Origin of the sequence: Paractinoplanes rishiriensis (assembly GCF_016862375.1) — a bacterium.
Lineage (GTDB): Bacteria > Actinomycetota > Actinomycetes > Mycobacteriales > Micromonosporaceae > Actinoplanes > Actinoplanes rishiriensis.
The window spans coordinates 33,939-60,440 of the sequence record NZ_BOMV01000001.1 but is presented as its reverse complement, the minus strand read 5'-3'; the positions used below and the strand labels follow the sequence as shown (position 1 = coordinate 60,440).

22 protein-coding genes are annotated in these 26,502 nt (G+C 71.9%); 11 read left to right on the top strand and 11 right to left on the bottom strand.

The features are described 5' to 3' along the window. Positions 1-3 precede the first annotated feature (3 nt). Positions 4-363, top strand: coding sequence for a MerR family transcriptional regulator (locus Ari01nite_RS00255; RefSeq protein ID WP_203778357.1), 360 nt, complete (start codon positions 4-6; stop codon positions 361-363). On the opposite strand, the gene Ari01nite_RS00250 is transcribed toward Ari01nite_RS00255, so the two are convergent. From Ari01nite_RS00250 to Ari01nite_RS00220, 7 genes are all read right to left on the bottom strand, one after another. Further along, a complete protein-coding gene (locus tag Ari01nite_RS00250; RefSeq protein WP_203778356.1) occupies positions 360-1,424 on the bottom strand; it encodes a DUF3616 domain-containing protein in 1,065 nt (354 codons plus the stop codon). The genes Ari01nite_RS00255 and Ari01nite_RS00250 overlap by 4 nt on opposite strands. Positions 1,425-1,454: 30 nt before the next feature. Beyond that, entirely contained in the window at positions 1,455-2,825 is a 1,371-nt protein-coding gene (locus tag Ari01nite_RS00245; RefSeq protein ID WP_203778355.1) for a M20/M25/M40 family metallo-hydrolase, read from the bottom strand. Between the two features lie 48 nt (positions 2,826-2,873). Then, positions 2,874-3,431 carry a hypothetical protein gene (locus tag Ari01nite_RS00240; protein WP_203778354.1) on the bottom strand — a complete coding sequence of 186 codons (558 nt, stop codon included), beginning with the start codon at positions 3,429-3,431 and terminating at the stop codon, positions 2,874-2,876. A 109-nt stretch (positions 3,432-3,540) separates the two neighbouring features. After that, the gene (locus Ari01nite_RS00235; RefSeq protein WP_203778353.1) at positions 3,541-4,866 is read right to left on the bottom strand and encodes an ATP-dependent 6-phosphofructokinase; all 1,326 of its coding nucleotides are present in this window, start codon (positions 4,864-4,866) and stop codon (positions 3,541-3,543) included. Between the two features lie 53 nt (positions 4,867-4,919). Further along, positions 4,920-5,630 (bottom strand): SanA/YdcF family protein, encoded by a 711-nt coding sequence (locus Ari01nite_RS00230; protein WP_239162366.1) that lies wholly within the window; start codon positions 5,628-5,630, stop codon positions 4,920-4,922. Beyond that, positions 5,627-7,876, bottom strand: coding sequence for an exo-beta-d-1,3/1,6-glucosidase (locus tag Ari01nite_RS00225; RefSeq protein ID WP_203778352.1), 2,250 nt, complete (start codon positions 7,874-7,876; stop codon positions 5,627-5,629). Before Ari01nite_RS00225 ends, Ari01nite_RS00230 begins: the two co-directional genes overlap by 4 nt. A gap of 113 nt (positions 7,877-7,989) precedes the next feature. Next, positions 7,990-8,955, bottom strand: coding sequence for an AraC family transcriptional regulator (locus Ari01nite_RS00220; RefSeq protein ID WP_203778351.1), 966 nt, complete (start codon positions 8,953-8,955; stop codon positions 7,990-7,992). A 195-nt stretch (positions 8,956-9,150) separates the two neighbouring features. On the opposite strand from Ari01nite_RS00220, the gene argC reads away from it, so the two are divergent. From argC to argG, 8 genes are all read left to right on the top strand, one after another. After that, complete coding sequence (argC, locus tag Ari01nite_RS00215) at positions 9,151-10,152, top strand: N-acetyl-gamma-glutamyl-phosphate reductase (protein WP_203778350.1); 1,002 nt, start codon at positions 9,151-9,153, stop codon at positions 10,150-10,152. Beyond that, positions 10,149-11,321, top strand: coding sequence for a bifunctional glutamate N-acetyltransferase/amino-acid acetyltransferase ArgJ (gene argJ / locus Ari01nite_RS00210; protein WP_203778349.1), 1,173 nt, complete (start codon positions 10,149-10,151; stop codon positions 11,319-11,321). Before argC ends, argJ begins: the two co-directional genes overlap by 4 nt. Next, a complete protein-coding gene (gene argB, locus Ari01nite_RS00205) occupies positions 11,318-12,229 on the top strand; it encodes an acetylglutamate kinase (protein ID WP_203778348.1) in 912 nt (303 codons plus the stop codon). The genes argJ and argB overlap by 4 nt, the downstream gene beginning before the upstream one ends. Then, positions 12,226-13,374, top strand: a complete 1,149-nt coding sequence (locus Ari01nite_RS00200; protein ID WP_203778347.1) for an acetylornithine transaminase — start codon at positions 12,226-12,228, stop codon at positions 13,372-13,374. Before argB ends, Ari01nite_RS00200 begins: the two co-directional genes overlap by 4 nt. Beyond that, positions 13,371-14,297, top strand: coding sequence for an ornithine carbamoyltransferase (gene argF / locus Ari01nite_RS00195; RefSeq protein WP_203778346.1), 927 nt, complete (start codon positions 13,371-13,373; stop codon positions 14,295-14,297). The genes Ari01nite_RS00200 and argF overlap by 4 nt, the downstream gene beginning before the upstream one ends. A gap of 85 nt (positions 14,298-14,382) precedes the next feature. Beyond that, positions 14,383-14,892, top strand: a complete 510-nt coding sequence (locus Ari01nite_RS00190; protein ID WP_203778345.1) for an arginine repressor — start codon at positions 14,383-14,385, stop codon at positions 14,890-14,892. Further along, the gene (locus Ari01nite_RS00185; protein WP_203778344.1) at positions 14,889-15,776 is read left to right on the top strand and encodes a hypothetical protein; all 888 of its coding nucleotides are present in this window, start codon (positions 14,889-14,891) and stop codon (positions 15,774-15,776) included. Before Ari01nite_RS00190 ends, Ari01nite_RS00185 begins: the two co-directional genes overlap by 4 nt. Before the next feature lie 7 nt (positions 15,777-15,783). Then, positions 15,784-17,013, top strand: a complete 1,230-nt coding sequence (argG, locus tag Ari01nite_RS00180; RefSeq protein WP_203778343.1) for an argininosuccinate synthase — start codon at positions 15,784-15,786, stop codon at positions 17,011-17,013. On the opposite strand, the gene dapE is transcribed toward argG, so the two are convergent. Next, a complete protein-coding gene (gene dapE / locus Ari01nite_RS00175; protein WP_203778342.1) occupies positions 17,010-18,068 on the bottom strand; it encodes a succinyl-diaminopimelate desuccinylase in 1,059 nt (352 codons plus the stop codon). The two genes, argG and dapE, sit on opposite strands and share 4 nt — an antisense overlap. Before the next feature lie 74 nt (positions 18,069-18,142). Here dapE and argH point away from each other — a divergent pair, with 74 nt between their 5' ends. Then, entirely contained in the window at positions 18,143-19,573 is a 1,431-nt protein-coding gene (argH, locus tag Ari01nite_RS00170) for an argininosuccinate lyase (RefSeq protein WP_203778341.1), read from the top strand. 219 nt (positions 19,574-19,792) lie between these two features. Here argH and Ari01nite_RS00165 read toward each other — a convergent pair whose 3' ends face one another. After that, the gene (locus tag Ari01nite_RS00165; RefSeq protein WP_203778340.1) at positions 19,793-22,624 is read right to left on the bottom strand and encodes a DUF4062 domain-containing protein; all 2,832 of its coding nucleotides are present in this window, start codon (positions 22,622-22,624) and stop codon (positions 19,793-19,795) included. 18 nt (positions 22,625-22,642) lie between these two features. Further along, complete coding sequence (locus tag Ari01nite_RS00160) at positions 22,643-22,894, bottom strand: cold-shock protein (RefSeq protein WP_203778339.1); 252 nt, start codon at positions 22,892-22,894, stop codon at positions 22,643-22,645. A 71-nt stretch (positions 22,895-22,965) separates the two neighbouring features. On the opposite strand from Ari01nite_RS00160, the gene Ari01nite_RS00155 reads away from it, so the two are divergent. Continuing rightward, positions 22,966-25,395, top strand: coding sequence for a CHAT domain-containing protein (locus Ari01nite_RS00155; protein ID WP_203778338.1), 2,430 nt, complete (start codon positions 22,966-22,968; stop codon positions 25,393-25,395). Positions 25,396-25,452: 57 nt separating this feature from the next. On the opposite strand, the gene Ari01nite_RS00150 is transcribed toward Ari01nite_RS00155, so the two are convergent. Beyond that, positions 25,453-26,493: a LacI family DNA-binding transcriptional regulator gene (locus Ari01nite_RS00150; protein WP_203778337.1), complete on the bottom strand. Its 1,041-nt coding sequence runs from the start codon at positions 26,491-26,493 to the stop codon at positions 25,453-25,455. Positions 26,494-26,502 lie beyond the last annotated feature (9 nt).

Genomic DNA, 26,502 nt, shown 5'->3' with positions numbered 1-26,502 from the left:
GGCATGCCCACCTACACCCCCGGACAGGTCGTCGAGAAGACCGGCTTCACGCTGGACACGCTGCGCTACTACGAGAAGATCGGGTTGCTCGACGGCGTGGCCCGCACCTCGGGCGGCCAGCGGCAGTACCACGAGGACGACATCGGCTGGCTGGAGATCCTGCGCTGCCTGCGCGACACCGGCATGCCGATCGCCCGGATGCGCGAGTTCGCCGAGCTGACCCGGGACGCGGGCACGATCGCCGAGCGGATCGCGCTGCTCGAGGAGCACGACCGCGACGTGGAGGAGCGGATCACCACGCTGCTGCGCCAGCGCGACCACATCCGCGGCAAGATCGCCTACTACCGCTCGGTGCAGGGCTAACGGGGCAGCCGGAGCACGTCGGCGATCACCGCGCCGTCGTCGGTGAGGCGGATCGGGGCCGGGCTGTCGTAGACCACCAGCACCCGGTCCTCGCCGAGCAGGCTCAGTCCCTCGGCGTGGTCGTCGCCCTCGCCGTAGGTCAGTTCGAGTTCGCGGGACAGCAGGCCGCCGCGGACGATCGACGGCTGTTCGGACCGGTAGGCGCCGTGCCAGCGGTAGATCCGGACCGGGCCGTCCAGGTCCATGGTCGGCCCGGCCAGCACCAGCAGGTCGTCGCCGCACGGGCACAGGTCGCGCACGCCCAGGCCGTCGAGGTCGAGCACGTGCTTGCGGTAGAGCAAACCGTCCTCGAACTCGTGCAGCCGCAGCCGGTGCGGGGTGGCCGGGTCCACGTACGGGCGCAGTTCCAGCACGAACGCCCAGCCGCGCAGCACCGGCCCGCGCAGCCCCAGGTAGACCCGGTCGCCGCGGACCGCGATGCCCTCGATGTCCAGCCCGTTGTCCTTGCCGGGGATGGGCAGGAACCGGGCCAGGTGCTCGTCGTCGCGCAGCAGCGACCGGATGTCGTCGCGCCGGCCCAGGGCGGCCGCGTGGTGCCGTTCGCCGTCGAAGACCGCCTCGCGCACCGGGGTGGGCACGCCGTCCACGTCGGCGATCGGCAGGCGTACGAGAATCTGCCGGTTTTCCTGTCCTTCCACCCGGGCGAGCCGGCGCAGCGCCTTGGAACCCGCGTGCCGCTCCTTGATCTGCTTGCGGCGCAGACTGTGCGAGCCGACCGCCCACAGGAAGTTGCCGTGCCGGGCCAGCCCCTCGACGTCGGCCTCCTCGTCGGCGTCGACGCCGGGCAGATCGACGAAGTCGGCCAGCCGGAACGTGGTCTCGTCGGCGAACTCGGCGGCCCGCTCCGGGTTGTCGGCGAGCAGGCGCTCCACGGTCGCGGTCTCGTCGCCGGCGATCCAGAGCACGGAGCCGTCGAGCCGCACCGCGGACAGGTTCGTATGCGTGGCGGCGGCCCGCGAGTTGTCCCCGAAGCGCAACCGGACCGTGTAGTCGACCGTCATGGTCAACATCGTGTCACTTCCCGGCCAGCATCAACCCGGTTTGGGGGCGGCCACCGGGCTGCGATGGCCGTCGGTGTCGACCGCCCGGATGCCGAAGAACACGTTGTCCTTGGAGATGTCGACGGTGACGGTGCCGACCTTGCCGACCGCCCGGGAGTGGGTCCAGGCCGGCGCGGTGGTCTCCCGCCACACCAACTCGTAGCCGGCCAGGTCCGGTTCGGTGCCCACCTGCCAGCGCAGCGTGGTCTCGTTGGTGAGCTGGGTGGTGTCGATCACCACCCCCTTCGGGGTGCCGGGCGCCTGTGAGAGCGACCAGAGCGCGGCCGCGTTCACCCGGGCCACCCGGGCGATGTATTCGAAGTCGCAGAACTCGATCAGGTCGCCGTACTGGACGCCGTCCTCCACCCGTACATCCTGATGTTCGTGGTTGAAGTTTTCCCGGGGCTCGGTGAAGCGGGCCGCCGGATAGCCACGCAGCAGGAACGAGATGTGGTCGCTGCCGCGCAGGTAACGGTCGCGCCGCCAGATCTCCCGCACGGTCATGCCGTCGGGCTCGACCTCCTTGACGAACCGGCCCAGTTGCCGCGACGGGCCGTCATTTTCGCCGCCCACGCTCTTGCGGGTGGTCGCCTCGGCCGCGGTCTCCGAGGTGGGCACGCCCTCGACGAAGAGCCGCACGGTCCGGTTGCTGGGGCGGGTGCCGTCGTGCGCGTCGCCGGTGCCCACGATGTCGTTGCTGAACATCGCCTGGATGTCGGTGCCGGCGTCCTTGTATTTCTGGGCGAGATGGTCGGACCCGTACAAGCCCTGCTCCTCGCCGGCCACCGCGGCAAAGATCAAAGTCGCTTCCGGCGTACGCGCGGCGAGCACCCGGGCCAACTCCATGATCACGGCAACGCCGGAAGCGTCGTCGTCGGCCCCCGGCGCATCGCTGGTCGCATCCATCACGTCGGTGACGCGCGAGTCGTAGTGCCCGGTCACCACGTAGACCCGCTCGGGCGTGACGCTGCCGCGCAGGGTCGCCACCACGTTGGTGATCCGGGTCGGCACCGGGATCCGGTTGGACACCGGCTGGATGAACGAGTCCAGCTCCACGGTCATCCGGCCGCCCGAGGCGGCCGCGTACGACTGCAGCTCCGCGAAGATCCAGTCCCGAGCCGCGCCGATCCCCCGCACCGGGTCGTCCTGTGCCGACAACGTGTGCCGGGTGCCGAACGCGACGAGGCGCTCGACGATCGCCCGGATCCGGTCCGGGTCGATCTCGCGGAGGATCGCGCGGAGCTCGGGGCCGGCCTTACCGCGGCCGCTCGCCGCCGCCGGAACTGCCGCCGGAACTGCCAGCGGGGCGGCCACGGCCGCCGCGGATGCCGTCAGGAAGGTGCGCCGGGTCGATTTGGCCATACCTCGCACTCTCGTCCACGAAGGACGGGATGTCCATGCCTGTCGATATCACGACGATGCCGACGGCACGGGCGCGGCCGGCGCCGGCGAGGCCGGTCCGGGCGGCGGTCCGCCGGGCTCCCGGCGGTGCGGCGGCAGGGCGGGCCGGCCGTCGCGGTGCTCACGCCACTCCTCGCGGTCGCCGACCCGGCCCTCGCGGGCGTCCCGGGAGATGCGCGGGCCGTCGTGCCGGTCGTCGCCGACGTTGACGATGACGGCGCCGAGGGCGACCGCGCTCGCGCCCAGGAAGCAGCCGAGCAGCAGGGTGGCGGCGGCGATCAGGATCGGCACCCGGCGGTTCCGCCAGGGCCGGCGGGGCGGGACGGCCGTGGCCGGCGCGGCCGCCGTGGCCGCGGTTGCCGCCGGTGCGGGTGCCGGCGCGGCCTGGTCGGTGGGCGGCTGGGTCGCCGTCTGCTCGGCCGTGGGTGAATAGGGCGGCTGCTCGGCCGTGGGTGAATAGGACGGCTGCGCCGGTGTCGCCGGATAGGGCGGCGGCGGCCCGGGAACGGCGGGCTGGCGCGCGGTCGGCTCGTCGGGTTCGCCCGGCGGCGGGCTCTGCTGGGTCATCCTTGCTCCCGGCTCGAAGGGGTGGAGGTCACCAGCTTCGGCCCGGTGGATAAGGGCATCTGCCCGGCATTCCTAAGAAACGACTAAGAGCCTGGACCCCCACCTCGGGTCAGGCGGCGGCCCGGTCGGTGGCCGGAGTGGTGAACGACGCGGGCTGGCCGGTGGCCTCCCGGACGGACATCCACAGGTCGCCGTCGGGGTCCACCTGGTTGCGGGTGGCCACGGCCAGCGGGATGGGCACGTGGACGAAGCGGTTGCGCCAGGTTCCGACCACCAGTTCGGTGCGGCCCGCCATGGCGGCGTGCACGGCGGCCTGGGCCAGGCGCAGGCAGTAGACGCTGTCGTACGGGTTGGCGGGGACGCTCCGGATCACGTAGCTGGGGTCGATGTACTTCAGGTTGATCTCGGTGCCGGCGGCCGTGAAGTCGTCCAGGATGCGGCGTCGCAGGTAGATGCCGAAGTCGCCCAGGCTGCGGTTGCCGGAGGCATCGGTGCCCTCGGCCGGCAGGTAGTTCTGGCCGGCGCCCTCGGCCACCACCACGAGGGCGTGGCCGCGCTCGCGCACCCGGCGGCGCAGGTGCGGCAGGAACGCGTCCACGTCCACCGGGACCTCGGGTATCAGCACGTAGTCGGCGTCGTTGGTGGCCAGCGCGGCGTAGCAGGCGATGAAACCGCTGTGCCGGCCCATCAGCTGCACCAGCCCCACGCCGCCGGGCTGCGCGGTGGCCTCGGTGTGCGCGGCCCGGATCGACTCGGTGGCCTTGCCGAACGCGGTCTGGAAGCCGAAGCTGTGGCCGATCCACGGGATGTCGTTGTCGATGGTCTTGGGGACGCCGACCACGGCTATCCGGCGGTCCCGGTCGGCGATCTCGCGGGCGATGCGCTGGGCGCCGCGCATCGAGCCGTCGCCGCCGATCACGAACAGGATGTTGATGCCGAGTTGGTCCAGGCAGTCGACGATCTCGGCGGGGTCCTGGTTGCCGCGGGAGGTGCCCAGGACGGTGCCGCCGTGCTCGTTGATGTGCTGCACCCGGGCGGGCGTCAACTCCTCGACGTCGTGGCCGTGCCGGGCCACCAGGCCGCGGTAGCCGTTGCGGAAGCCGACGATCCGGGACACGCCGTAGTGCGAGGTCAGTTCGAGGACCAGGCCGCGGATCACGTCGTTGAGGCCGGGGCAGAGGCCGCCGCAGGTGACGATGCCCACCCGGATCTTCGAGGGGTCGAAGTAGATGTGCCGGCGCGGGCCGCCGGGCTCGAACGACGGCAGGTCGCCGCCGTTGCGGCCGGCCAGCATCGCGACGGTGTCGTCGAACAGCACCCGGTCGGTCTCGTCGACGTAGTGCTCGGTGGTGCCGTGCCGGGTGACCAGGCCGCGCAGCGGTGAGCTGATCCGGCACTCGCCGAGGGTTCGTATCCGCAGGTCCGCCGCATCCATGGCGGACAATCTAGGCGGCCGACATTTCCAGCTGATTTAGCCGGCTGATGTAGTCAGCCGGCGCGCAGCGCGTCGTCGACGCCGGTCTCGTAGCGGCCCAGGAAGACCGGGTCGCGGCGGGACGCCACGTCGGCCAGGGCCTTGACCACGGCCAGCCGTTCGCGCACCAGGTTGCGCTGCCAGATGGCGGTCATCCAGCGGACCGAGTCGTCGCCGACGCCGGTCGCGTCCACGCCGAGCGAGCGGCACAGCGCCACCGCGCGGTCGAGGTGGAAGGTCTGGGTGACGACGACGGCCTGGCGGACGCCGAAGATGCGGCGGGCCCGGGCGCAGGAGTCGTACGTGTCGAAGCCCGCGTAGTCGAGCACCAACTGGCTGGCCGGCACCCCGCGGGCGATCAGGTAGACCTGCATGGCGCCGGGCTCGTCGTACTCCCAGCGGCTGTGGTCGCCGGAGAGCAGGATGGCCCGCACCTTGCCGGCGTCGAGCAGGCGTTTGGCCAGGTCGAGCCGGGCCGCCAGGTAGGCCGACGGGGTGCCGTCCGGGTAGACCTGCGCGCCGAGCACGAGCGCGACCGGCGCCGCCGGGACGGTGCTCTCGTCGTAAACGTGACCGTGCGAAACCCCGCGGGTCCAGAGCGCGCCGCCGGCCATCGCCAGCACCGCGAGCGCCACCAGCAGGGCGCCGGCGGTCACCAGGCGGCGGACGGCGGCGCGGACGAGAATCGCGATCGGCACGGCGCCGACGATGCCAGCTCGTGTCAACCGGTGATCGTGAACCGGGCTTTCAGCAGGTCACGCTCGCGCGAGCTGGGGCCGGCCTGCAGTTCGAAGTCGCCCGGCTCGACCACCCGGCGGCCGTCCGCGGTGACCAGCGAGCAGTCCGCGGCCGGCACCTCGAGGTCGACCGTGACCGACTCGCCGGGCGGCACGGTGACCTGCCGGTAGGCCTTGAGCTCGCGGACCGCCCAGGTGACGCTGCTGACCAGGTCGCTGACATAGACCTGGACGGTCTCGAGCGCCGGCCGCTCGCCGGTGTTGGTGAGCGTTACACGTGCCCGGATAAATCCTCCCATCGGCACGATGGGGGATGAAACCGAAATGTCTGAGTAAACGAGCGTGGTGTAGGACAGGCCCTCGCCGAAGACGAACAGCGGCTCCTGGGTCAGATCGGCGTACCGCGTGCCGTGCTGGCCGCGGATCTGGTTGTAGTAGACCGGCTGCTGGCCCACGTGCCGCGGCACCGACAGCGGCATCCGGCCGCTCGGCTCGATCAGGCCGAGCGCGAGTTCGGCGATCGCCCGGCCGCCGCGCATGCCGGGGTTGAAGGCCTGCACGATCGCGGCCGCACCGAGCGCCGAGGGCGGCAGCACGCACGGCTTGGAGTTGATCAAAACCACAATCATCGGGGTACGGGTGGCAGCCACCGCGTCCAGCAGGGCGATCTGGCCGCCCAGCAATTCGAGCGTGGCGGTCGACTTGTTCTCGCCGGTGAGGTTGACCGTGTCGCCCACCACCACGACCGCGTAGTCGGCGCCGATCGCCTGGTTGCGGGCCTGCTCGAGGAGGTGCTCGTCGACCGGGGCGGACTGCGAGACCGGCGGCCGGGGCTGGCCGTCCGGGTAGGTCTCGCCCTCCGGATCGGGCACCAGGCGTTCGATCTCGGCGCCGCGGGCGTACGTCACGTCCCAGCGTTCGGGCACCAGCGCGCGGAACCCGTCCAGCACCGTCTCGACCAGCTCGCGCGGGTGCCCGTCCGGCATCCAGTCGACCTGCCCGGAGTTGCCGGCCCAGTCGCCCAGCTGGGCGGACACGTCATCGGCGTTCGGGCCGATCACCGCGATCCGCTTGAACCGGGCGCCCGCGTCGATCGGCAGCACGCCGTCGTTGCGCAGCAGCACCAGCGAGCGGCGGGCCACCTCGAGGTTGAACTCGGCGTGCTCGGGCGCGCCGATCACCGCGCGCTGGCGGACCGGGTCGGGCGCGCGGGGATTCTCGAAGAGACCCAGCTCGAACTTCAGGCGCAGGATCCGGCGTACGGCCGCATCGATCTCCTGCTCCTGCAGGAGCCCGCGCTCCACCGCCTCGAGTGCCCCCTCGAAGAAGCCCGGGGTGACCATGACCTGGTCGTTGCCGGCCCGCACGGCGACCGCGGCGGCCTCCGCGTAGCCGGCGCAGACCCGCTGCTCCCAGACCATCCGGCCGACGTTGTCCCAGTCGGTGACGAGCGTGCCGGCGAAGCCCCACTCCTGTTTGAGGACGTCGTTGAGCAGCCACTTGTTCGCGGTGATCGGCACGCCGTCCATCGACTGGTAGCCGAGCATGAAGACCCGGCAGCCCTCCCGCGCCACCCGCTCGAACGGCGGCAGGAACCAGGACCGCAGCTTGCGCGGGCTGAGGTCGGCCTCGCTGGCGTCCCGGCCGCCCTGGGTCTCGGAGTAGCCGGCGAAGTGCTTGGCGGTGGCCAGGATCGCGGTCGGGTCGGACAGCCCGCCACCCTGGTAGCCGCGGATCATCGCGGAACCCAGCTCGCCGATCAGGAACGGGTCCTCGCCGAACGTCTCGTCGACCCGGCCCCAGCGCAGGTCGCGGGCGATGCACAGGACCGGCGAGAAGGTCTGGTGGATGCCGGTGGTGGACACCTCGACCGCGGTGACCCGGCCGACCCGTTCGAGCAGGGCCGGGTCCCAGGAGGCGGCCATCGCGAGCTGGCTCGGAAAGATCGTGGCGCCCGGCCAGAACGAGTGCCCGTGGATGCAGTCCTCGGCGGTGAGCAGCGGGATCTGCAGCCGGGTGGTGGCGACCAGGTCGATGGCCTCGAGCATCTTGGCCGGCGACGTGTGCAGGATCGAGCCGGCCAGCTTCTCGCTGACGATCTCCTTGACGTCGTTGCGGGCGTCCAGCTGGAGCATCTGGCCGACCTTTTCCGGCAGGGTCATCCGGCCGAGCAGGTCGTCCACCCGAGCCTCGACGGGCAGGGTGGCATCCCGGTACGGAACGTCAGCGGACACGGTGCCTCCGGTCGTCACGACCGCTGTGGCACGGTCTGCGAGTTCACTTTCGGGGGAAAGTCTTCCAGCCCGGAACCGGTTCCGGCACCCCGGCCCGGTTCCGGAACCTTCGGTCAGGTACTCAGCGTGCGGTCCGGCGGGTGACCGTACGCGCTGCGGTAGTCGGCGGTGAACCGGCTCCGGGAGGCCCAGCCCCAGCGGTTCGCGATCGCCACCACGGTGTCGCCCCGGGTCGGATCGGCGGCCTGAAGATCACGGTGGGCCCGGTCCAGCCGGACCCGGCGCAGGTGCCCGCTCGGGGTGGTGCCCAGGTGCCGGCGGAACGCCGCCTGTATCGCGCGGGGCGACACCCGGGCGGCGGCCGCGACCTGGGCCGCGGTGATCGGATCGCCGGCGTGGCTCTCGATGTAGGCGAGCGCCCGCCGCACCGACGACGGGGCCGCCTGACCCGGTCCGGGCAGGTAGGACGCGGCGGTGGAGGTGTTCGGGAAGGCCACGATCGCCGCGGCGGCAGCCAGTTCCGCGGCCGAGCGCACCACCAGCGGGCTGCGCAGCGGAGCCTCCGGCCCGGTGAACAGTTCGTACAGGTAGACCGTGGTTTCCCGCCAGTACCGGTTCATCACGGCCGACACCGGAGCCATCCCCTCGAAGCGGAATTCGTCCGGCGCCACCCCGGTGCGCGCGGCCGCCACGCCGGCCGTCAGCTCCAGGTCGACGCTGACCGTGACCAGGTCGATGTGCTCGCAGTAGGTGGCCAGCGCCGGGCCGATCCGGTTGAGGAACACCTCGCCGGGCCCGATTCCGTGCGTCTCGCGGCCGGCCCGGGCCTCCAGCCGGCCGGCCGTCAGCGAGCCGGCCAGCAGTCGGTCGACCGGCTCCGCCAGCATGTCGGTCGCCATCTGATAGCGGACTCGGCCCACCGCGATGGCGTCGGTGGACACCGCCTCCTGCCGGTACTCGAAGTCGCGCACCGGCCCGCGGACGCGGACGTCGTGGCCCACGTAGAGATCGCCCAATACCGCGTGCGCGCTTTCGAAGTCCCGGGTGGCGTAGTGGAACCGCTGAATGTCCTGTGGCATTGGCGCCCCCTAGGTCGGCCTCGAAAATAACCCACAGTGCTGGTCCGGTCACCAGACGTCGCACCTGTCCCTCGATGGAGTGGTACGCAGAGTGACGGACGTGTCACACGTCACACCCCCGCGTTCGTGGGATCACGGTTGCCCGCCGGTGGCCCCGGTTGCTACGGTTCGCTGCATAGTCATGCGGAGGTTGGTATGGGAATCCGGGTCGCGGTCGCCGGTGCAAGTGGGTACGCCGGGGGCGAGCTGCTGCGCCTGCTCACCGGGCACCCCGAGTTCGATCTGGTGGCCGCCACGGCGCACTCGCAGGCCGGTGCGCACGTCACCGCCGTACACCCGCAGCTCGCCGGCCTCGACCTGACGCTCAGCGCGACCGAACCCGCCGCCCTGGCCGATGCTGACCTGGTGTTTCTCGCCCTGCCGCACGGTCAGTCGGCGGCCCTGGCGGCGCAGCTGCCGGCCGGGGTCAGGGTGGTCGACCTCGGTGCCGACTTCCGGCTGCGCGACCCCGAGCCCTGGGTGCGGTACTACGGCGGCACGCACGCCGGCACCTGGACCTACGGCCTGCCCGAGCTGCCCGGCCAGCGGGAGCTGATCGCGGCCTCCGACCGCGTGGCCAACACGGGCTGTTATGCAGCCACCATCACGCTCGCGCTAGCCCCGCTGATCGCCGCCGGCATCGCGTCACCCGCTGACGTGGTCGTGGTGGCCGCCTCGGGCACGTCCGGCGCCGGCCGCAGCGCCAAGGTCAACCTGCTGGCCAGCGAGGTGATGGGCGACCTCTCTCCGTACAAGGTCGGCGCGCACCAGCACGTGCCCGAGATCAAACAGGCCTCCGGGGCGACCTCGCTGTCGATGACCCCGGTGCTGGCGCCGATGCCGCGGGGCATCCTCGCCACCGTCACCGCGGTGCCGGCCGGCGAGGGCGACCCGCGCGCCGTCCTCGAGCAGGCGTACGCGGGGGAGCCGTTCGTGCATGTCCTGCCGGCCGGCCGGTGGCCGCACACGGCCGCCACCGCCGGTTCCAACTCCTGCCACCTCCAGGCCACGGTCGACGTCGACTCCGGCCGCATCGTGGTGGTCAGCGCCCTCGACAACCTCGGCAAGGGTGCCGCCGGCCAGGCCGTGCAGTGCGCCAACCTGATGTCCGGCCTGCCCGAAACCATGGGCCTGTCCGCGTATGGAGTCGCCCCATGACCGTCACCCAACCGAAGGGCTTCCGTGCTGCCGGCGTCGCGGCCGGCCTCAAGGACAACGGAAACCTCGACGTCGCCCTGATCGTCAACGACGGGCCGGATTTCACCGCGGCCGGCGTCTTCACCGGCAACCGGGTGAAGGCCGCGCCGGTCCTGTGGAGCCAGCAGGTGCTCAAGGGCGGCATCGTCCGTGCCGTGGTGCTCAACTCCGGTGGCGCCAACGCGTGCACCGGCTCGCAGGGCTTCCGGGACACCCACACCACCGCCGAGCACACCGCCACGGTGCTGCGCGCCGGGGTGAAACCGCAGCTGATCGGCGCCGGCGACGTGGCGGTCTGCTCCACCGGCCTGATCGGCGAGCTGCTGCCGATGGACAAGCTGCTGCCCGGCGTCGCCGCGGCCGCCAAGGAACTGGCCGCCGACGGCGGTGGCCGGGCCGCCGAGGCGATCATGACAACCGACTCGGTGGCCAAGAACGCCGTGGTGCAGCGCGAGGGCTGGTCAGTCGGCGGCATCGCGAAGGGCGCCGGCATGCTCGCCCCCGCGCTGGCCACGATGCTCGTGGTGGTCACCACCGACGCGTCGGCCGACAACGAGGTGCTGGACGCCGCGCTGCGCGAGGCCACCCGGCTCACCTTCGACCGGATCGACGCGGACGGCTGCATGTCCACCAACGACACCGTGCTGCTGCTGGCCAGCGGCGCCTCCGACGCGCAGCCGTCGCCCGAGGAGCTGACCGAGGCGGTCACCGCGGTCTGCCACGACCTGGCCCAGCAGCTGATCGCCGACGCCGAGGGCGCCACCAAGCACGTCGCGATCGTGGTCGAGGGCGCGGCCAGCGAGGCCGACGCCGTCGAGGTGGGCCGCAGTGTGGCCCGCAACAACCTGGTCAAGACGGCGCTGTTCGGCAACGATCCGAACTGGGGGCGGATCCTCGCCGCGGTCGGGACCACGGCGGCGGCCTTCGAACCGGACCGGGTGGACGTGGCGGTCAACGGGGTGTGGGTCTGCAAGGGCGGTGCGGCGGCCGACGACCGGTCCAAGGTCGACCTCTCCGGGCGGGACGTGACCATCACGGTCAACCTGCGGGAGGGCGAGATGACCGCGACGATCTGGACGACCGACCTGTCGCACGCGTACGTGCACGAGAACTCGGCGTACTCCTCATGACCCCACTCGAGAAGGCCGGGGTGCTGGTCGAGGCGCTGCCCTGGCTGGAACGATTCTCCGGCACCACTATCGTGATCAAGTACGGCGGAAACGCCATGATCTCGCCGGAACTGCAGCGCGCTTTCGCAGAAGATATCGTATTTATGCGATATGTCGGAGTGCGTCCAGTCGTGGTTCACGGCGGCGGCCCGCAGATCAGCCGGATGCTCAGCCGACTCGGCATCGAGTCGGAGTTCCGCGGCGGCCTGCGGGTCACCACCCCCGAGGCCATGGACGTGGTCCGGATGGTGCTGACCGGACAGGTCGGGCGTGAGTTGGTGGGGCTGATCAACCAGCACGGGCCGTTCGCCGTCGGGCTTTCGGGCGAGGACGCGGGCCTTTTCACGGCCACCCGGCGCACCGCGGCTGTCAATGGCAAATCCGTTGATATAGGACAGGTTGGCGATGTGACGCGGGTCGACACCTCGGCGGTCGACGACCTGATCGCGGCCGGCCGCATCCCGGTCATCGCCACCGTCGCACCGGACGCCGACGGCGTGCTGCACAACGTCAACGCCGACACCGCGGCGGCCGCGCTGGCCGAGGCGCTCGGCGCCCGCAAGCTGGTCATGCTCACCGACGTGCCCGGCCTCTACACCGACTGGCCGGACACCTCGTCGCTCACCTCGCAGATCGACGCCGAGGCCCTCGAGAAGCTGCTGCCCAGCCTCGAGTCCGGCATGGTCCCCAAGATGGAGGCGTGCCTGCGGGCCGTGCGCGGTGGAGTGCCCGCTGCGCACGTCGTCGACGGCCGCGTCCCGCACTCCACCCTGCTGGAAGTCTTCACCTCGGAAGGAGTCGGAACGATGGTGGTCCCCGCATCCATCCAACCGCCCCACCCGCCATCCTTGAACGGACAAAAGGCATGACCTCGCTGGTCGACCGGTGGTCGCAGTCGATGATGAACAACTACGGCACCCCGCCGGTCGCCCTGGTCCGCGGCCGGGGTGCGGTGCTTATCGACGAGCACGGCAAGGAGTATGTCGACTTCCTGGGCGGTATCGCGGTCAACGCCCTCGGCCACGCGCACCCGGCCGTGGTCGCCGCCGTGACCCAGCAGATCCAGCAACTCGGCCACGTGTCCAACCTCTACGTCGCCGAGCCGGCCCTGTCGCTCGCCGAACTGCTGCTGGCGCTGGCCGGACGGGCCGGCCGGGTGCTGTTCACCAACTCCGGCGCCGAGGCCAACGAGGCCGCGTACAAGCTGTCCCGGCTCACCGGCCGCGGGCACGTGGTGGCCACCCACGGCGCGTTCCACGGCCGCACCATGGGCGCGCTGGCGCTCACCGGCCAGCCGGCCAAGGCCGACCCGTTCCGCCCGCTGCCCGGCGAGGTCACTCACGTCGACTTCGGCGACCTGTCCGCGCTGGACGCGGCGGTCACCGGCGACACCGCCATGGTGATCCTGGAGCCGATCCAGGGCGAGAACGGCGTGGTCGTGCCGCCGCCCGGCTACCTGGCCGGTGCCCGCGAGATCTGCACCCGCAACGGCGCGTTGCTGGTGCTCGACGAGGTGCAGACCGGCGTGGGCCGCACCGGGCACTGGTTCCACCACCAGAGCGAGGGCGTCGAGCCGGACCTCATCACGCTGGCCAAGGGACTGGGCGGCGGGTTGCCGCTGGGTGCCTGCCTGGCGTTCGGGCCGGCCGCCGACCTGTTCACCCCGGGCTCGCACGGCACCACGTTCGGCGGCAACCCGGTCTCCTGCGCGGCCGGTCTCGCGGTGGTGCGCACGATCGCCGGTGAGGGCCTGCTCGACCACGTGAAGCGGGTCGGCGAGCAGTTGCGCCGCGGCCTCGAGGCCAACCCCCTGGTGGCCTCGGTCCGGGGGGCCGGGCTCCTGCTCGGCGTCGTGCTGAAAAACCCTGATGCCGTACGCCTGGCAGCAGCGCTCGCCGACGCCGGTTTCCTGGTGAACGCCTGCCAGCCGGACGTGATCCGGCTGGCCCCGCCGCTGATCGTCAGCGCCGAGCAGGCCGACGCCCTCATCGCTGCCCTGGAGGCTTTGTCGTGACCAGGCACTTCTTGCGTGACGACGACCTGAACCCGCAGGAGCAGGCCGCGGTGCTCGACCTGGCCGCCGCCATGAAGGCCGACCGGTTCGGCCACCGGCCGCTGGCCGGGCCGCGCGCGGTCGCGGTCTTCTTCGACAAGGTCAGCCTGCGCACCCGGCTCTCGTTCGAGACCGGCATCGCCGAGTTGGGCGGCCAGCCGCTGATCGTGGACACCCAGGCCACCCACTTCGGCCGGGGCGAGTCGCTGGCCGACGCCGGCAAGGTCGTCTCCCGGTACGTGGCGGCCATGGTCTTCCGGACCACCGGCGACGAGCGGCTGGTCGAGCTGGCCTCCGGGGTGGACGTGCCGGTGGTCAACGCGCTGACCGACGGCTTCCACCCGTGTCAGCTGCTGGCCGACCTGCAGACCGTCCGGGAACGCTTCGGCGCGACGGCCGGGCGCAAACTGGCGTACGTGGGCGACGCGGCCAACAACATGGCGCACTCGTACCTGCTGGCCGGCGCCACCGCGGGCATGCACGTGCGGGTCGCCGGTCCGTCCGGCTTCGACCCGGCGCCGGTCGTGGTGTCCCGGGCCGCCGAGATCGCGGCCTGGACCGGTGGCTCGGTCGAGGTGCTGCGCGACCCGTTCGAGGCGGCCGACGGTGTGGATGTGCTGGCCACCGACACCTGGGTGTCGATGGGACAGGAGAACGACGGCCGGGACCGGTTCACGCCCTTCCGCCCGTACCAGGTCAATGAAAAGCTCCTGGGTGCCGCGGCGCCGGACGCCATCGTGCTGCACTGCCTGCCGGCGCACCGCGGCGAGGAGATCACCGACGACGTGATGGACGGCCCGCAGAGCGCGGTCTTCGACCAGGCCGAAAACCGCCTGCACGCGCAGAAGGCGCTGCTCACCTGGCTGCTGGCGCAGTCAGCATGACCGCCCGCACCGAGCGGCACTCAGCCGCACCTGCGGGCGGCGCCGCAGGCGAGGGCCAGAAGGGCATGCACAAGGCAGGCTCAGCATGACGGGGCCGGTGACCCGCGCCGGGCGGCACGCCCGGATCGTCGAGCTGATCCGGGACACATCGATCCGGTCGCAGACCGAGCTCGCCGAACTCCTGGCCGGCGACGGCGTGCAGGTCACCCAGGCCACCCTCTCCCGCGACCTGGAGGAACTCGGCGCCGTGAAGGTCAGCGGCGCCTACCTCATCCCCGAGGACGGCAAGCGACCGCTGCGCGAGACCAGCGGGCAGGGCCCGGCGCGGTTGCTGCGGCTGCTGCGCGAACTGCTCACCGGGGTGGACGCGAGCGGCAACATCGCGGTGCTGCGCACCCCGCCCGGGGCGGCGCAGTTCCTGGCCAGCGCATTGGACCGATCCGGGCTTACCGACGTGGTGGGCACCATCGCGGGCGACGACACGATCTTTGTGGTGGCGCGCGACGGCGGACCGGACTCCGGGGCGGCATTGGCTGAAAAGCTGAGCAAATGGAGTCGTACGGATCACGAGCAGCGCGAGGAGGCACAGGCGTGACGGAACAGCCGCCGGTGGAGGTGCATTTTCCGCACTTCGCCGACAACGTCCAGGGACTCGTCGGGCGGGGCGTCGAGTTCTTCCTCGCCTCCAACGACACCCTGCGCAGTCATCTCCACGAGACGCCGTACGGGCACAAGCTGACCTGGCTCGACTTCACCGACACCACCGACAAGGGCTGGTCGACCGCCGAGTTCCTCAACCTGTTCAACGTGATCAACGGCATCGCGTTCGGCGACCGGGGCATTCCGATGCCGCAGTGGGTGATGGTCGACCTGATCCTGATGCCGTCGGCCGCGGTGATCGCCGGCCTGTCCCAGGAGGGGTTCCGCGCGATGGTCGAGCGGTCCACCTTCCGGTTCGACACCGACGTGAAGCACCACCTGCGCGTCGTACAGGAAAAAATGGCAGCGAGCGGCTACGACGGACCGGTACCGGTGGGTGGTTATTGCGCGGCGCCCAGCGCGGCGCCCGGCACCTGGGTGGGCTGGTCGCTGTGGTCGCTGATGCCGGCCGTCGGCCTCGGCCAGGCCGCCAAGGCGCTGGCGCTGTCCGCCTACCGGGCGCGCAAGCTCGACGGCGTCACCCAGTACGACAACAGCGCGCTCAAGGTGCACACCCGGTTCGGCCCGCTCAAGATCGTCGTGGCCACCGTGCCGTTCCACACCTCGCCGGGCTCGTTCGTCTACGAGAGCGACTTCACGCTCCCGGCCGCGGACGGGGTCAAACCGCCCAGCTTCCTGCTCGACCCGTTCGACTACGACCGCCAGGCCGCCATGCAGAAGGCCGTCGAGGCCGGCCGTTCCGAGTTCTACGTCCTGGCTCCGGGGCACCTCGTCGAGAACGGCAGCACCTACGTCCCGATCCTCGAGATTTCCCGTTAGGACAGTTATGACCAAGCGCAAGATCGTCCTCGCCTTCTCCGGCGGCCTGGACACCTCGTACGCCCTCGTCTCGTTCCGCGAGCAGGGCTGGGAGGTCATCACCGCGAACATCGACACCGGCGGCCTGCACAGCGGCGAGGGCGAGTCGGTCCGGGCCCGGGCCGAGGAGCTGGGGTCGGTGCAGCACTTCGTCGTGGACGCGCGCGAGGAGCTCTACCGACGGGTGATCACGTACGCGATCAAGGCGAACTACCTGCGCAACGGCGGCTACCCGTCGTGCGTGGGGGCCGAGCGGCTGATCCAGGCGGAGAAGGTCGTGCAGGTGGCGCTGGAGAACGGCGCGGACGCGGTGGCGCACGGGTCGACCGGGGCCGGTGCCGATCACGTACGGTACGACGCCGTGATCCGGGCGCTCGCGCCGCAGCTGGAGATCGTCACGCCGATCCGCGACGAGCGGCTGACCCGCGAGCAGGAGACGACGTTCCTCCAGGAACGCGGCTACGAGGTGAGCGCCAAGACCACCACGTACTCGATCAACGAGGGCCTGATCGGCACCACGATCGGCGGCGGCGAGACCTACGGGTCCTGGGATTACCTGCCGGAGGACGCCTGGACCTACACGAAGTCGGTGGACGACGCCCCGGCCGAGGGCGTCGAGCTGCTGCTGGGTTTCGAGCAGGGCGAGGTCGTCTCCTGCTCGGTGGACGGTGCTGCGCCGATCGCGGCCACCCCCAACTACGCGATCCTCAAGGCGCTCAACGAACTGGGCGGCGAGCACGGCGTGGGCCGCGGCATCCACATGGGTTCGACCATGGTGGGCAACCTGGCCCGGGTCGGTTTCGAGGCGCCCGGCATGCTGATCCTCATCGCGGCGCACCGCGAGCTGGAGCGGCTGGTGCTCAGCAACCGCCAGCAGGCGTTCAAAGCCACCCTGGGGACCACGTACGGCGACCTGCTGCACGAGGCGGTGTACTACGACCCGATCCTGGACGACTTCCGGGCGTTCCTCGACTCCTCGCAGCAGCGGGTCACCGGCGAGGTCCGGGTGCGGCTGCACAAGGGCAACGTGGTGCCGCTCGGCAGCCGCTCGCCGTTCAGTCTGCTCGACGCCGCGGCCCAGCAGGGCGTGGTCTACGGCTACGGGTCGTCGCTCTGGACCGGCGAGCAGGCCCGGGCGTTCGCGCACATGTACGCGATGCCCGGTGCCATCGCCCAGGTGGCCGGCATGAAGTCTTAATTCGCCAGCCAGGCCGTGAGTCCGGCCAGCGCGTTGTGGATGTCGGCCACCGGGCAGCGCTCGTCGTCCTTGTGCGCCAGCAGCGGGTCGCCCGGCCCGTAGTTGACCGCCGGGATGCCGAGCGAGGCGAAGCGGGAGACGTCGGTCCAGCCCAGCTTGGCGGCGGGCGTCCCGCCGACGGCCGCCACGAACTCCCGGGCCGCCGGGTGGTCGAGGCCGGGGCGGGCGCCGGGCGCGGAGTCGACGACCTCGATCTCCTGGCCCTTGAACAGCTCACGCAGGTACGCCTCGGCCTCGGCCGGACCGCGGTCCGGGGCGTACCGGTGGTTGATGGAGATCACGCACGAGTCGGGGATCACGTTCCCGGCAATGCCGCCCTCGATCTTCACGGCGTTCAGGGCCTCCCGGTACTGCAGGCCGTCGACCACCGGGGTCCGCGGCTCGTAGGCGCGCAGCACGTCGAGCACGGCCCCCGCCGAGTGGATGGCGTTGCTGCCCATCCACGGGCGGGCCGGGTGGGCGGCCACCCCCGGCACGGTGATCGTGATGCGCATCGTGCCCTGGCAGCCGCCCTCCACGGTCGCGTTGGACGGCTCGCCGAGCACCGCGAAGTCCCCGGCCAGCCAGTCCGGGTGCTCGCGCACGAGGCGGCCCAGCCCGTTGAGCCGGGCGGCGACCTCCTCGTGGTCGTAGAAGACGTAGGTGATGTCGTACCGCGGCTCGGTCAGCGTGGCGGCGAGCTTGAGGAACACGGCGTCGCCGGCCTTCATGTCGACCGTCCCGCGGCCCTCGACGACGTCGCCGGTCAGCGTGGTCGGCAGGTTGCCGGCGATCGGCACGGTGTCGAGGTGCCCGGCCAGGATCACCCGGGCCGGGCGGCCGAGCGAGGTGCGGGCGACGATGGCGTCGCCGTCGCGCAGGACCTCGAGGTGCGGCAGCGCGCGGAGGGCGAGCTCGACGGCGTCGGCGAGTTCTTTCTCCGCACCACTGACGGAAGGGATGTCGCAGATGGCTCGGGTGAGGGCAACGACATCAGAGGTCAGGTCCAGCGTCATTCCCGCGACTTTAGTAGCAGTCGGAGAACGGTAGGGTCGGACACCGAGGACCCTCAGAACTTCAAGGAGAAGGTGTGGCGGAGAGCGACGGGGCGACCCGGCTCTGGGGTGGCCGGTTCGCCGGCGGCCCGGCGGAGGCACTGGCGCGGCTGAGCGTCAGCGTGCAGTTCGACTGGCGGCTGGCCCCCTACGACCTGCTCGCGTCGCGCGCGCACGCCCGGGTACTGGCCGGCGCCGGCCTGCTCGACCCCGACGAGCTGGGCCAGATCCTGGCCGCGCTGGACGACCTCGACTCGGCCTGCGCGGCCGGCCAGTTCCGTCCCGTGATCGAGGACGAGGACGTGCACACCGCGCTCGAGCGCGGCCTGCTGGAACGCCTCGGCGCGCTGGGCGGCAAGCTGCGGGCCGGCCGCTCCCGCAACGACCAGGTGGCCACCGACCTGCGCCTCTACCTGCGCGACCACGCCCGCGGCCTGGCCGTCGCGATGGTCGAACTGGCCGACGCGCTGACCGAGCAGGCGGCCCGCAACGTGGACACGCCGGCCCCCGGCCTGACCCACGTGCAGCACGCCCAGCCGGTCACCTTCGGCCACTGGCTGCTGGCGCACGTGCACCCGCTGCTGCGCGACCTCGACCGGCTGCGCGACTGGGACGCCCGCGCGGCCATCTCGCCGCTGGGTTCGGGCGCGCTGGCCGGCTCGTCCCTGCCGCTCGACCCGGCCGCGGTCGCCAAGGAACTCGGCTTCACGGCCCCCGCGGCCAACTCGATGGACGCCGTGGCCGACCGCGACTTCGTGGCCGAGTTCCTGTTCGTGACGGCGCTGATCGGCGTGCACCTGTCCCGCCTGGGCGAGGAGGTGGTGCTGTGGACGTCGACCGAGTTCGGCTGGGTCGAGCTGGACGACGCCTTCGCCACCGGCTCGTCGATCATGCCGCAGAAAAAGAACGCCGACATCGCCGAACTGGCGAGAGGCAAGAGCGGACGCCTGGTCGGCGGCCTGGTAGCGGTCCTGACCATGCTCAAGGGCCTGCCGCTCACCTACGACCGGGACATGCAGGAAGACAAGGAACCGGCCTTCGACGCGATCGAAACGCTGGGCCTCCTGCTGCCCGCCCTGGCCGGCATGATCTCCACCATGACGGTCCGGGTGGACCGCCTGACCGAGGCCGCCCCCGTAGGCTTCTCCCTGGCCACCGAGGTGGCCGACTGGCTGGTTCGCCGCGGCGTCCCGTTCCGCGAGGCCCACGAGATCACCGGCCAGCTGGTGGCCCTGTGCTCGGTCCGAGGCTGCGAACTGGAAGACCTGACCGACGACGACCTGAAAACGGTGAGCGGCCACCTGGACCCGTCGGTGCGCGAGGTGCTGTCGGTGCAGTCCGCCCTGGCCAGCCGCACCACACCGGGCTCCACCGGCCCCGGCCCGGTGGCCGACCAACTGGCCCTGGTCCAGCACCGTCTGGACTCCTGGCGCGAGTGGGCGGTCGAAAAGGTGGTCCCGCGATAGGGCAGCCCGAGCGGCGCGAGGTGGAGCAGGACCTGGCACGTCAGGTACGGAGCCGGGTGGGGTGTCGGCGCCGCGATCCTGTCCGGACTCTGCGCGGGTCTGGTCGCCGGGCCGCCGGGGCCGAGGGTCGGTGCCGTCGTGGATCTGACCGGCAGTTCCGGCACGCCCGCCTTCAGGATCACCTCGCGAAGCTCTGAGGCGAGCCGGCCGGGTGGGCCCTCAGTCGGCGCCGAAGAGGCGCCGGAGCAGGCCCGGGCGTTGACTCGGGACGGTGATCCGGTCGATGGCCGGCCGGTGGTCCACGGCGGGCGGCGGGGCGGGCACGTCGGGCAACGCCGTCAGGCGCCCGCCGTACGCGGTGATCAGCGCCTCGGCCTGCCGTAGCGACCACCGGTCGGTGTACGGCTGGCCGTCGGCCCAGGCCTGCAGGCGGGCCCGGCCGGCCCAGCTGAGCGCGGCCTTGCGCTCGCCGGCGATGGCGAACGCCTGGGCGACCAGCAGGTAGGGGCGGTCGAACGGGTGCTGGCGGTCCATCGCCGCCACACACTCGTCGAGAGTGGTCCGGGCCTCCGCCCGGCGGCCGAGATAGGCGTAGGCCAGGGCGCTCTCCGCCGACACCACCTCCTGGCCGCCCACCCGGCGCAGCCGGTCGACGTCCTCGGCCACCGCCAGGCCGCGGGCGTGGTCGCCCTCGCGGATCAGCAGGTCGAACTTGAGCCGGGCCAGCCGCAGCCGGGTCCGCCACCTGGTGAACGTCTGCTCGGCGGCCTCGATCTCCGCCATGGTGAGCGCGTCGTTCCGGAAGCCGTGCACCAGGCGCCAGTACCGGAGGTCACCGCCGAACCAGGGGTTGTTGGCGACGATCGTCTGCCGGGCCTCGAGGTCGCGCAGTCCGGCACCGGCGTCGTACCCGTCCCGGCAGACCACTTCGAGGATGAGCCGGCGCAGGCTGAGCGCCGCCGACTCGGCCGGCGACAGCTGGGCGGCGGCGAGGATCGTCAGGATCTCGGCGTAGCTGCGGAACCGGCCGGCCGCCAGGTAGTGCGCCGCCATCCGGCCGAGCGACGACTTGACCTCGGCCGGCCCGCCGACCGTGCCGAGCCGGCGCTGCACCGCCTTTTCGACCGTGATGCCCTCGTCGTATCGCCCGGACAGCAGCATGGCGATCGACAGGTCGGCCTGCATCCGGTCCAGGGCCGAGAACTGGTACGGCTCCAGCAGTTCCCGGACCGGCCCGTTGGCGCCCAGCTGCTCGAGCAGCGGCCCGGCCAGCTGATCCTGCCAGACGCGCTCGCCCTGGACGTACTGCTGCGCCCCGGTCAGGGCCCGGAACAGCTGGATGGTCTGTTGCAGATCCTCGACGCTGGTGACCGTGGCCGTGTCGGCCGGCGGCTGGGCCTGGAAGTAGTCCCGCAGCCGCACGTTGGCGCCGATCCGTTCGCCGCTGTCCAGCTTCTCGTGGGCGTACCCGCGGACGATCGGGTGCATGTCGTACGTGTTGGCCGACCGGTTCCACCACAGCAGGCCGCGTTCCTCCAGCGTCCGCAGCGCCGCGTCGAGCCGGGCGCCGGCCTGTTCGCCGGGCAGGTACGGGTTGATGGCCTGCAGCACCCGCCACTCCAGGGTCGCGGACATCACCGACATCCAGCCGAGGAGCCGGCGTTCCTCGGCGTCGAGGCCGTCCAGCGCGGCCGCCAGGATGTGCCGGCGGCGGGCCGTCAGGTCGAGGTCGGCGAGCCGGAACTGGTGACTCGCCAGCCAGGCGGCGAAGTCGCCCGGGGCCGGCCGATGGTCACGGACCAGGCCGGCCACGATGGTGATCAGCAGCGGGTGGTTGCCGAACGGGCGGAAGAACTTGTTGATCTCCCGAGGCCGGCCGGTCACGCCCATGCTGCCGGCCAGTTTCACTACGTCCTCGTCGCCGAGCCCGGGCAGTTGGAGTCGCACCACACCGGGCAGCGGGGAGCGGGAGGACGCCTCCAGCGCATCGGGCGCCATCCGGGTGCTGACCAGGATCTTCGAGGTGGTCAGTCCGGCGAGCCGGCGGACGAACCGGTAACCGAGCGGGTCGATCATCGCGTGCTTGTTCGCGCGCCGGTCCGCCGCCACGTCCTCGTCGCTGACCTTGGACGGGTCGTACCGGTGATAGGCCAGCAGCAGCCGCTCGAAGCCGTCCAGGACGACCAGGAAGGGCCGCCGGCGCAGGGCGGTCAGCACCAGGTCCGGCAGGTCCTCCCGGCTGATGCTGCGCGGGTTCTCGGCGAAGTCCGGTTCGACGTACGCGAGCAGCTCCAGCAGGAACCGGTCGATCGAGGCCGAGCCGTCGTAGAAGCTCCACCAGAAGCAGCCGGCGTAGCCGTCGATCACCGCCGGCCCGTATCTGGTCGCCCACTCCCAGGTCAGCGCGCTCTTGCCGGTGCCACCGATGGCCTCGACCACCAGCACCGGGTGCGGCCCCTCGGCCCACTCATCGAGCTGGGCCAGCTCGGCGGCGCGTCCGGTGAACGGCGAGCCGCCGACGTACTCCGGCATGGCACACAACTGCGGCGGGGACGGCAGCACCCGCCTGCGGTGGTATGCCGGCCGGCCCGGCGCCTGCTTGTAGGGCTCCAGGGACTGGTAGACGTCGAGCCGGAAGTCGTCGACCGAGGCGAACGGACGCACCAGGTGGCGCGAGCTGACCTTGGCGACGAACCGGGCCAGTTTGGCCGTGGCCGCCGGGCTCTCCGCGGCGGCGGCACCGCGCAGCACGTCCGCCACCACGAAGGCCAGAATCACGACGTTGCCGAGCGAGACGGCGTAGTCGTACTCCAGCTCGGTGTATCCGAGGTCCTCGCCCGGCGGCAGCGAACCGTACCGGTCGCCGATGATCAGCACGAGGATTCCGCAGGTGTCGATCTGCTCCCGGATGTAGCCGAGCGGTGGCCGGGGGTCCGCCGAGAACCGTTCCATGTGGACCGGCGTCATCTCGTGGCGGACACAGACGTCGACGGCGGCTTGCCGGTGCGGCGCCAGTGAACCCGTGGCGCTCGACACGAAGACACGGGTCAACTGCCGGCCACCGCCCGGTCAGATGATGTCGCGGGCGGGCGAGCGGGTGTCCACACCGCTGTCGCTGCCCAGCGCCCGGACCTGTTCCGCCTGTGGCCCCTTCTGTCCCTGAGCGATCTCGAACTCGACCCGCTGCCCCTCCTCAAGGGCGCGATACCCGGACATCTGGATGGCCGAGAAGTGCACGAACACGTCGGCGCCACCCCCGTCCACGGTGATGAAGCCGAAGCCTTTTTCCGCGTTGAACCATTTGACCGTACCCTGAGCCACCGCTGCCTCTAATCCATGCGTCACGGGCGATTGGTAGGAGTGGAGTGTAGCGACAGCCACGGGGAGGCACAGTGGACGAATCTGAGGAAACCTCGCTGGGGTTGCTCTGCCTGTCCGCCGGTGACCGCGACCCGGCGGCGTTGCGGGCGGCCGAGGCGGTCCGGGCGGGCACCCCGGTCCGCGAGGCGATCGCGGGCCTGCTGCTCGGGCACGCGCCGTTCCCTCCACCGCCGGGCCCGCACCGCTGCCCACAGCTGCGGTGCTCGTTGCGGGAGGGCTCGCCGTCCGGGCCGCCGCGGCACTGCGCCGTCTTCCTGGAACCCATGGTGGCGGCCCGGTGGGATCTGGCGGTGGTGCAGGGACCGGCCGGTGCGGAGCGGGAGGCACTGGCCGCGCGCTTTCTGCGGGACGAGCCGGCCGGGATCATCCAGCTCGGCGACGAACATCTCGGGACGGCTGGGCCGCAGCGGGCGGCCGACGTCGAGGCCGGCTACCAGCTGATCGAGTCGCTCCTCGCGGACGGCCTGCGGGTTCTGCTGGTCACCCGGCACCGGCTGCCCGGCCTGCGGGCCCGCTTCGGCCGGTGGGCGCTGCACGTGCTGCGCACCGGAACGCTCCCGCCGCTCGGCACCGGCGACGGCCTCGAAGGGCTGCCGCCGACGACGACCGGTTCGGTTCCGCTGCGCCCGGGCGGCGGCGTGCTCACCCGGGACCCGTGGATGGAGGCGGAGCTGCCCCGGGGCTCCGGCGGGGCCGGACCGCCGGAGCGGGAAGCCGACCGGGTGGCGAACATCGTGGTGGCGGACGGTGCCGGCCGGCCGGTGCCCGGCGGGGTGCCGGCTGGGCTGCCCTATCTGGTCCGGGTCGCGGTCGGCCGGCCACTGGCCGGGAGCATCCTGGCGCCCGGCGCGCCGCCCTTCCCCGACGACCTGCTGCCGGTCGCCGAGGACGGGTGGTGGCTGCAGGCCGTACTGTCCCGGGATGGCACTCCGGTGGCCGAAGGCGCGCTGTTCGTACCGCGTACGGGAGACGGTTTTTCCTGCTTGTGTGCCCCGGACGGCCCGCACTCGTGCACCCGGGCCGAGCGGACGCCGTGGCGGGATCTGGTGGCGCTCGCGCCGCGCTCGGGCGGCACCGAGCGGTTGCAGCTCGCGCTCTATCTCGGCGCGGCGGCGGTGCAGGCCTTCGAGATCGACGTGCCGGTGGGCGGGGACGTGCCGCCGAGCGCGCGGGTCGTGTTCACGCTGAGCCGGGATCTGGCGGAGCTGACCCGGTTCGGCGGGCGGGCGGTGTCGATCCGGCTCGGCGACCTGCCGGCCGACCGGCACTACCTGGTGGTGAACGGTGCCACCGGCGCCCGGGTCGGGTCGTCGATCGCGGACAGCCAGGCCGGTACCGCCGCCCGCAGCCTGCGGGCGGTGCTGTTCGACCGGCAGCTGCGCGAGGGCCGGGGCGGCTGGATCTCCACCTACGACGCGCAGTTCGGCAAGCCGGGCGCGGCCTACCGGGCGGACCTGCTCGCGATGGCGCGCGCCGGCGCCACCGCGTACCTGGGCCTGTTTCCGCGGATCGAGGACCGGGACACGCTGCTCGCGGCGCTGAACAGCGGCGACGGTCCCGGCGTGATCCAGGTGGCGCTGGCCGAGGGCTCGCGCGCGGTGCTGCCCTGGCAATTGGTGTACGACCTGCCGATCCTGGACGGCGCCGCGGTCTGCTCCAGCGTGGACGACTTCGGACCGGGCGGCGCCGCCACCCGGGTCCCGGACCGGTGCCCGCACGCCGACCGGCACGACCAGCCGCTCGGCGTGCTGTGCCCGTACGGCTTCTGGGGTTTGGGGCACGTGCTCGAGGTGCCGCCGTCCAGTGGCGCCCTGACCCTGGCCGAGTCCACCGGCACCGACCACCCGCCGACCGTCGTGGTCGGCCTGAACGAAACGCTGCGCGGCGCCGACTGGGACGCCCAGCGAGCCGCGCTGGACCGCCTGGGTTCGCCCAGCCTGGTCACCACCACCGTGCCCGACCTGCGGCTGGCCGCGCAGCCCGGCGCCGATCTGCTCTACCTGTTCTGCCACGGCCGCCGGGCATCGGCGGCCGGGAGCGCGGTGAGCGGGCTGGCCCTCGACTTCGGCGCGGGCGGCACGCTCACCCCCGAGGACGTCAGCTACTGGGCGTCGCTGAGCCCGCGCATCCGCTGGGTGCACCGGCGCCCGCTGGTGGTCCTGAACGGCTGCCACACCGGCGAGCGGCTGCCCGAGACGCTCACCGACTTCGCGTCCGCGTTCGTGCAGTCGACCGGCGCGGCCGGCGTCCTGGCCACCGAGGTGACGATGGAACGCGGGTTGGCGGCGTTCGCGATGAGCTCGTTCGTCGCGGCCTGGGGCGCGGGGCTGGGGGTGGGCGCGGCGGTACGCCGGATGCGCTGGGAACTGCTGTCCCGCGGAAACGTGATGGGCCTGGCCTATTCCCCGTACTGCGACGCCGACCTGCGCCTGCCCCGATGACCGCTGGAAAAGTTGGCTGGTCGTTCGTGCAATTGATGAAAGAACTTGCATCGAGTTCTAGGCGGCGGGCGAGTCGAAGCGGCGCAGCGGGGCGATCGCGGTGGACTGGCGGACCACGAGTTCGGGGCGGAACAGGTACTCCGAGTGCGGGGCGCCGTGGCCGTTGATCTCGTCGACCAGCGAGCGGACGGCGGCCACCGCCATCGACGTGACCGGCTGGCGCATGGTGGTCAGCGGCGGGTCGGTGAAGGCGATCAGCGGTGAGTCGTCGAAGCCGATCACCGACACGTCGCGGGGCACCGACAGGCCGCGCCGGCGCACCGCCCGGATCGCGCCCAGCGCCATCAGGTCGGAGGCGCAGACGATGGCGGTCACGCCCTGTTTCATGAGGCGGTCGGCGGCTACCTCGCCACCCTCCACACCGAACAGCGTGAGCGACACGAACTCGTCCACCGCGTCGGCCGGCACGCCCAGTTCGCGCTGCAGGCCGGTGCGGTAGCCGGCCAGTTTGCGCTGGGTGCTGATGAACCGGTTCGGGCCCGAGATCAGGCCGATCCGGCGGTGTCCCAGCGCGACCAGGTGGGTGACCGCGAGGTCGCCGGCCAGCCGCTCGTCGCACGACACGTACGGCGCCTCGATGCCCTCGGCGTACCCGTTGACCAGGACGATCGGCAGTGGCCGGTCGAGCAGCCGGCGGTAGCGGTCGTGGTCGGCCGCGGTGTCGGCGGAGAGCGACGAGACGAAGACGATGCCGGAGACCTGGCGGTCCAGCAGCATCTCGACGTACTCGTCCTCAGTGACGCCGCCCGGCGACTGGGTGCAGAGCACCGGCGTGTAGCCCTGCTGGGCCAGGGACGACTCGATGGTCTGGGCAAACGCCGGGAAGATCGGGTTGTCCAGTTCGGGGACGATGAGACCGACCAGGCCTGCGCTGCGCTTGCGCAAGCGTTCCGGTCTTTCATACCCCAGGACATCGAGCGCCGTCAGCACCGCTTGCCGGGTTTCATGGGAAACGCCGGGCCGGTCGTTGATGACGCGCGACACCGTTGCCTCGCTGACCTGGGCCTGGCGGGCGATGTCGGCCATCCGTGCACGCATGGCACGCAC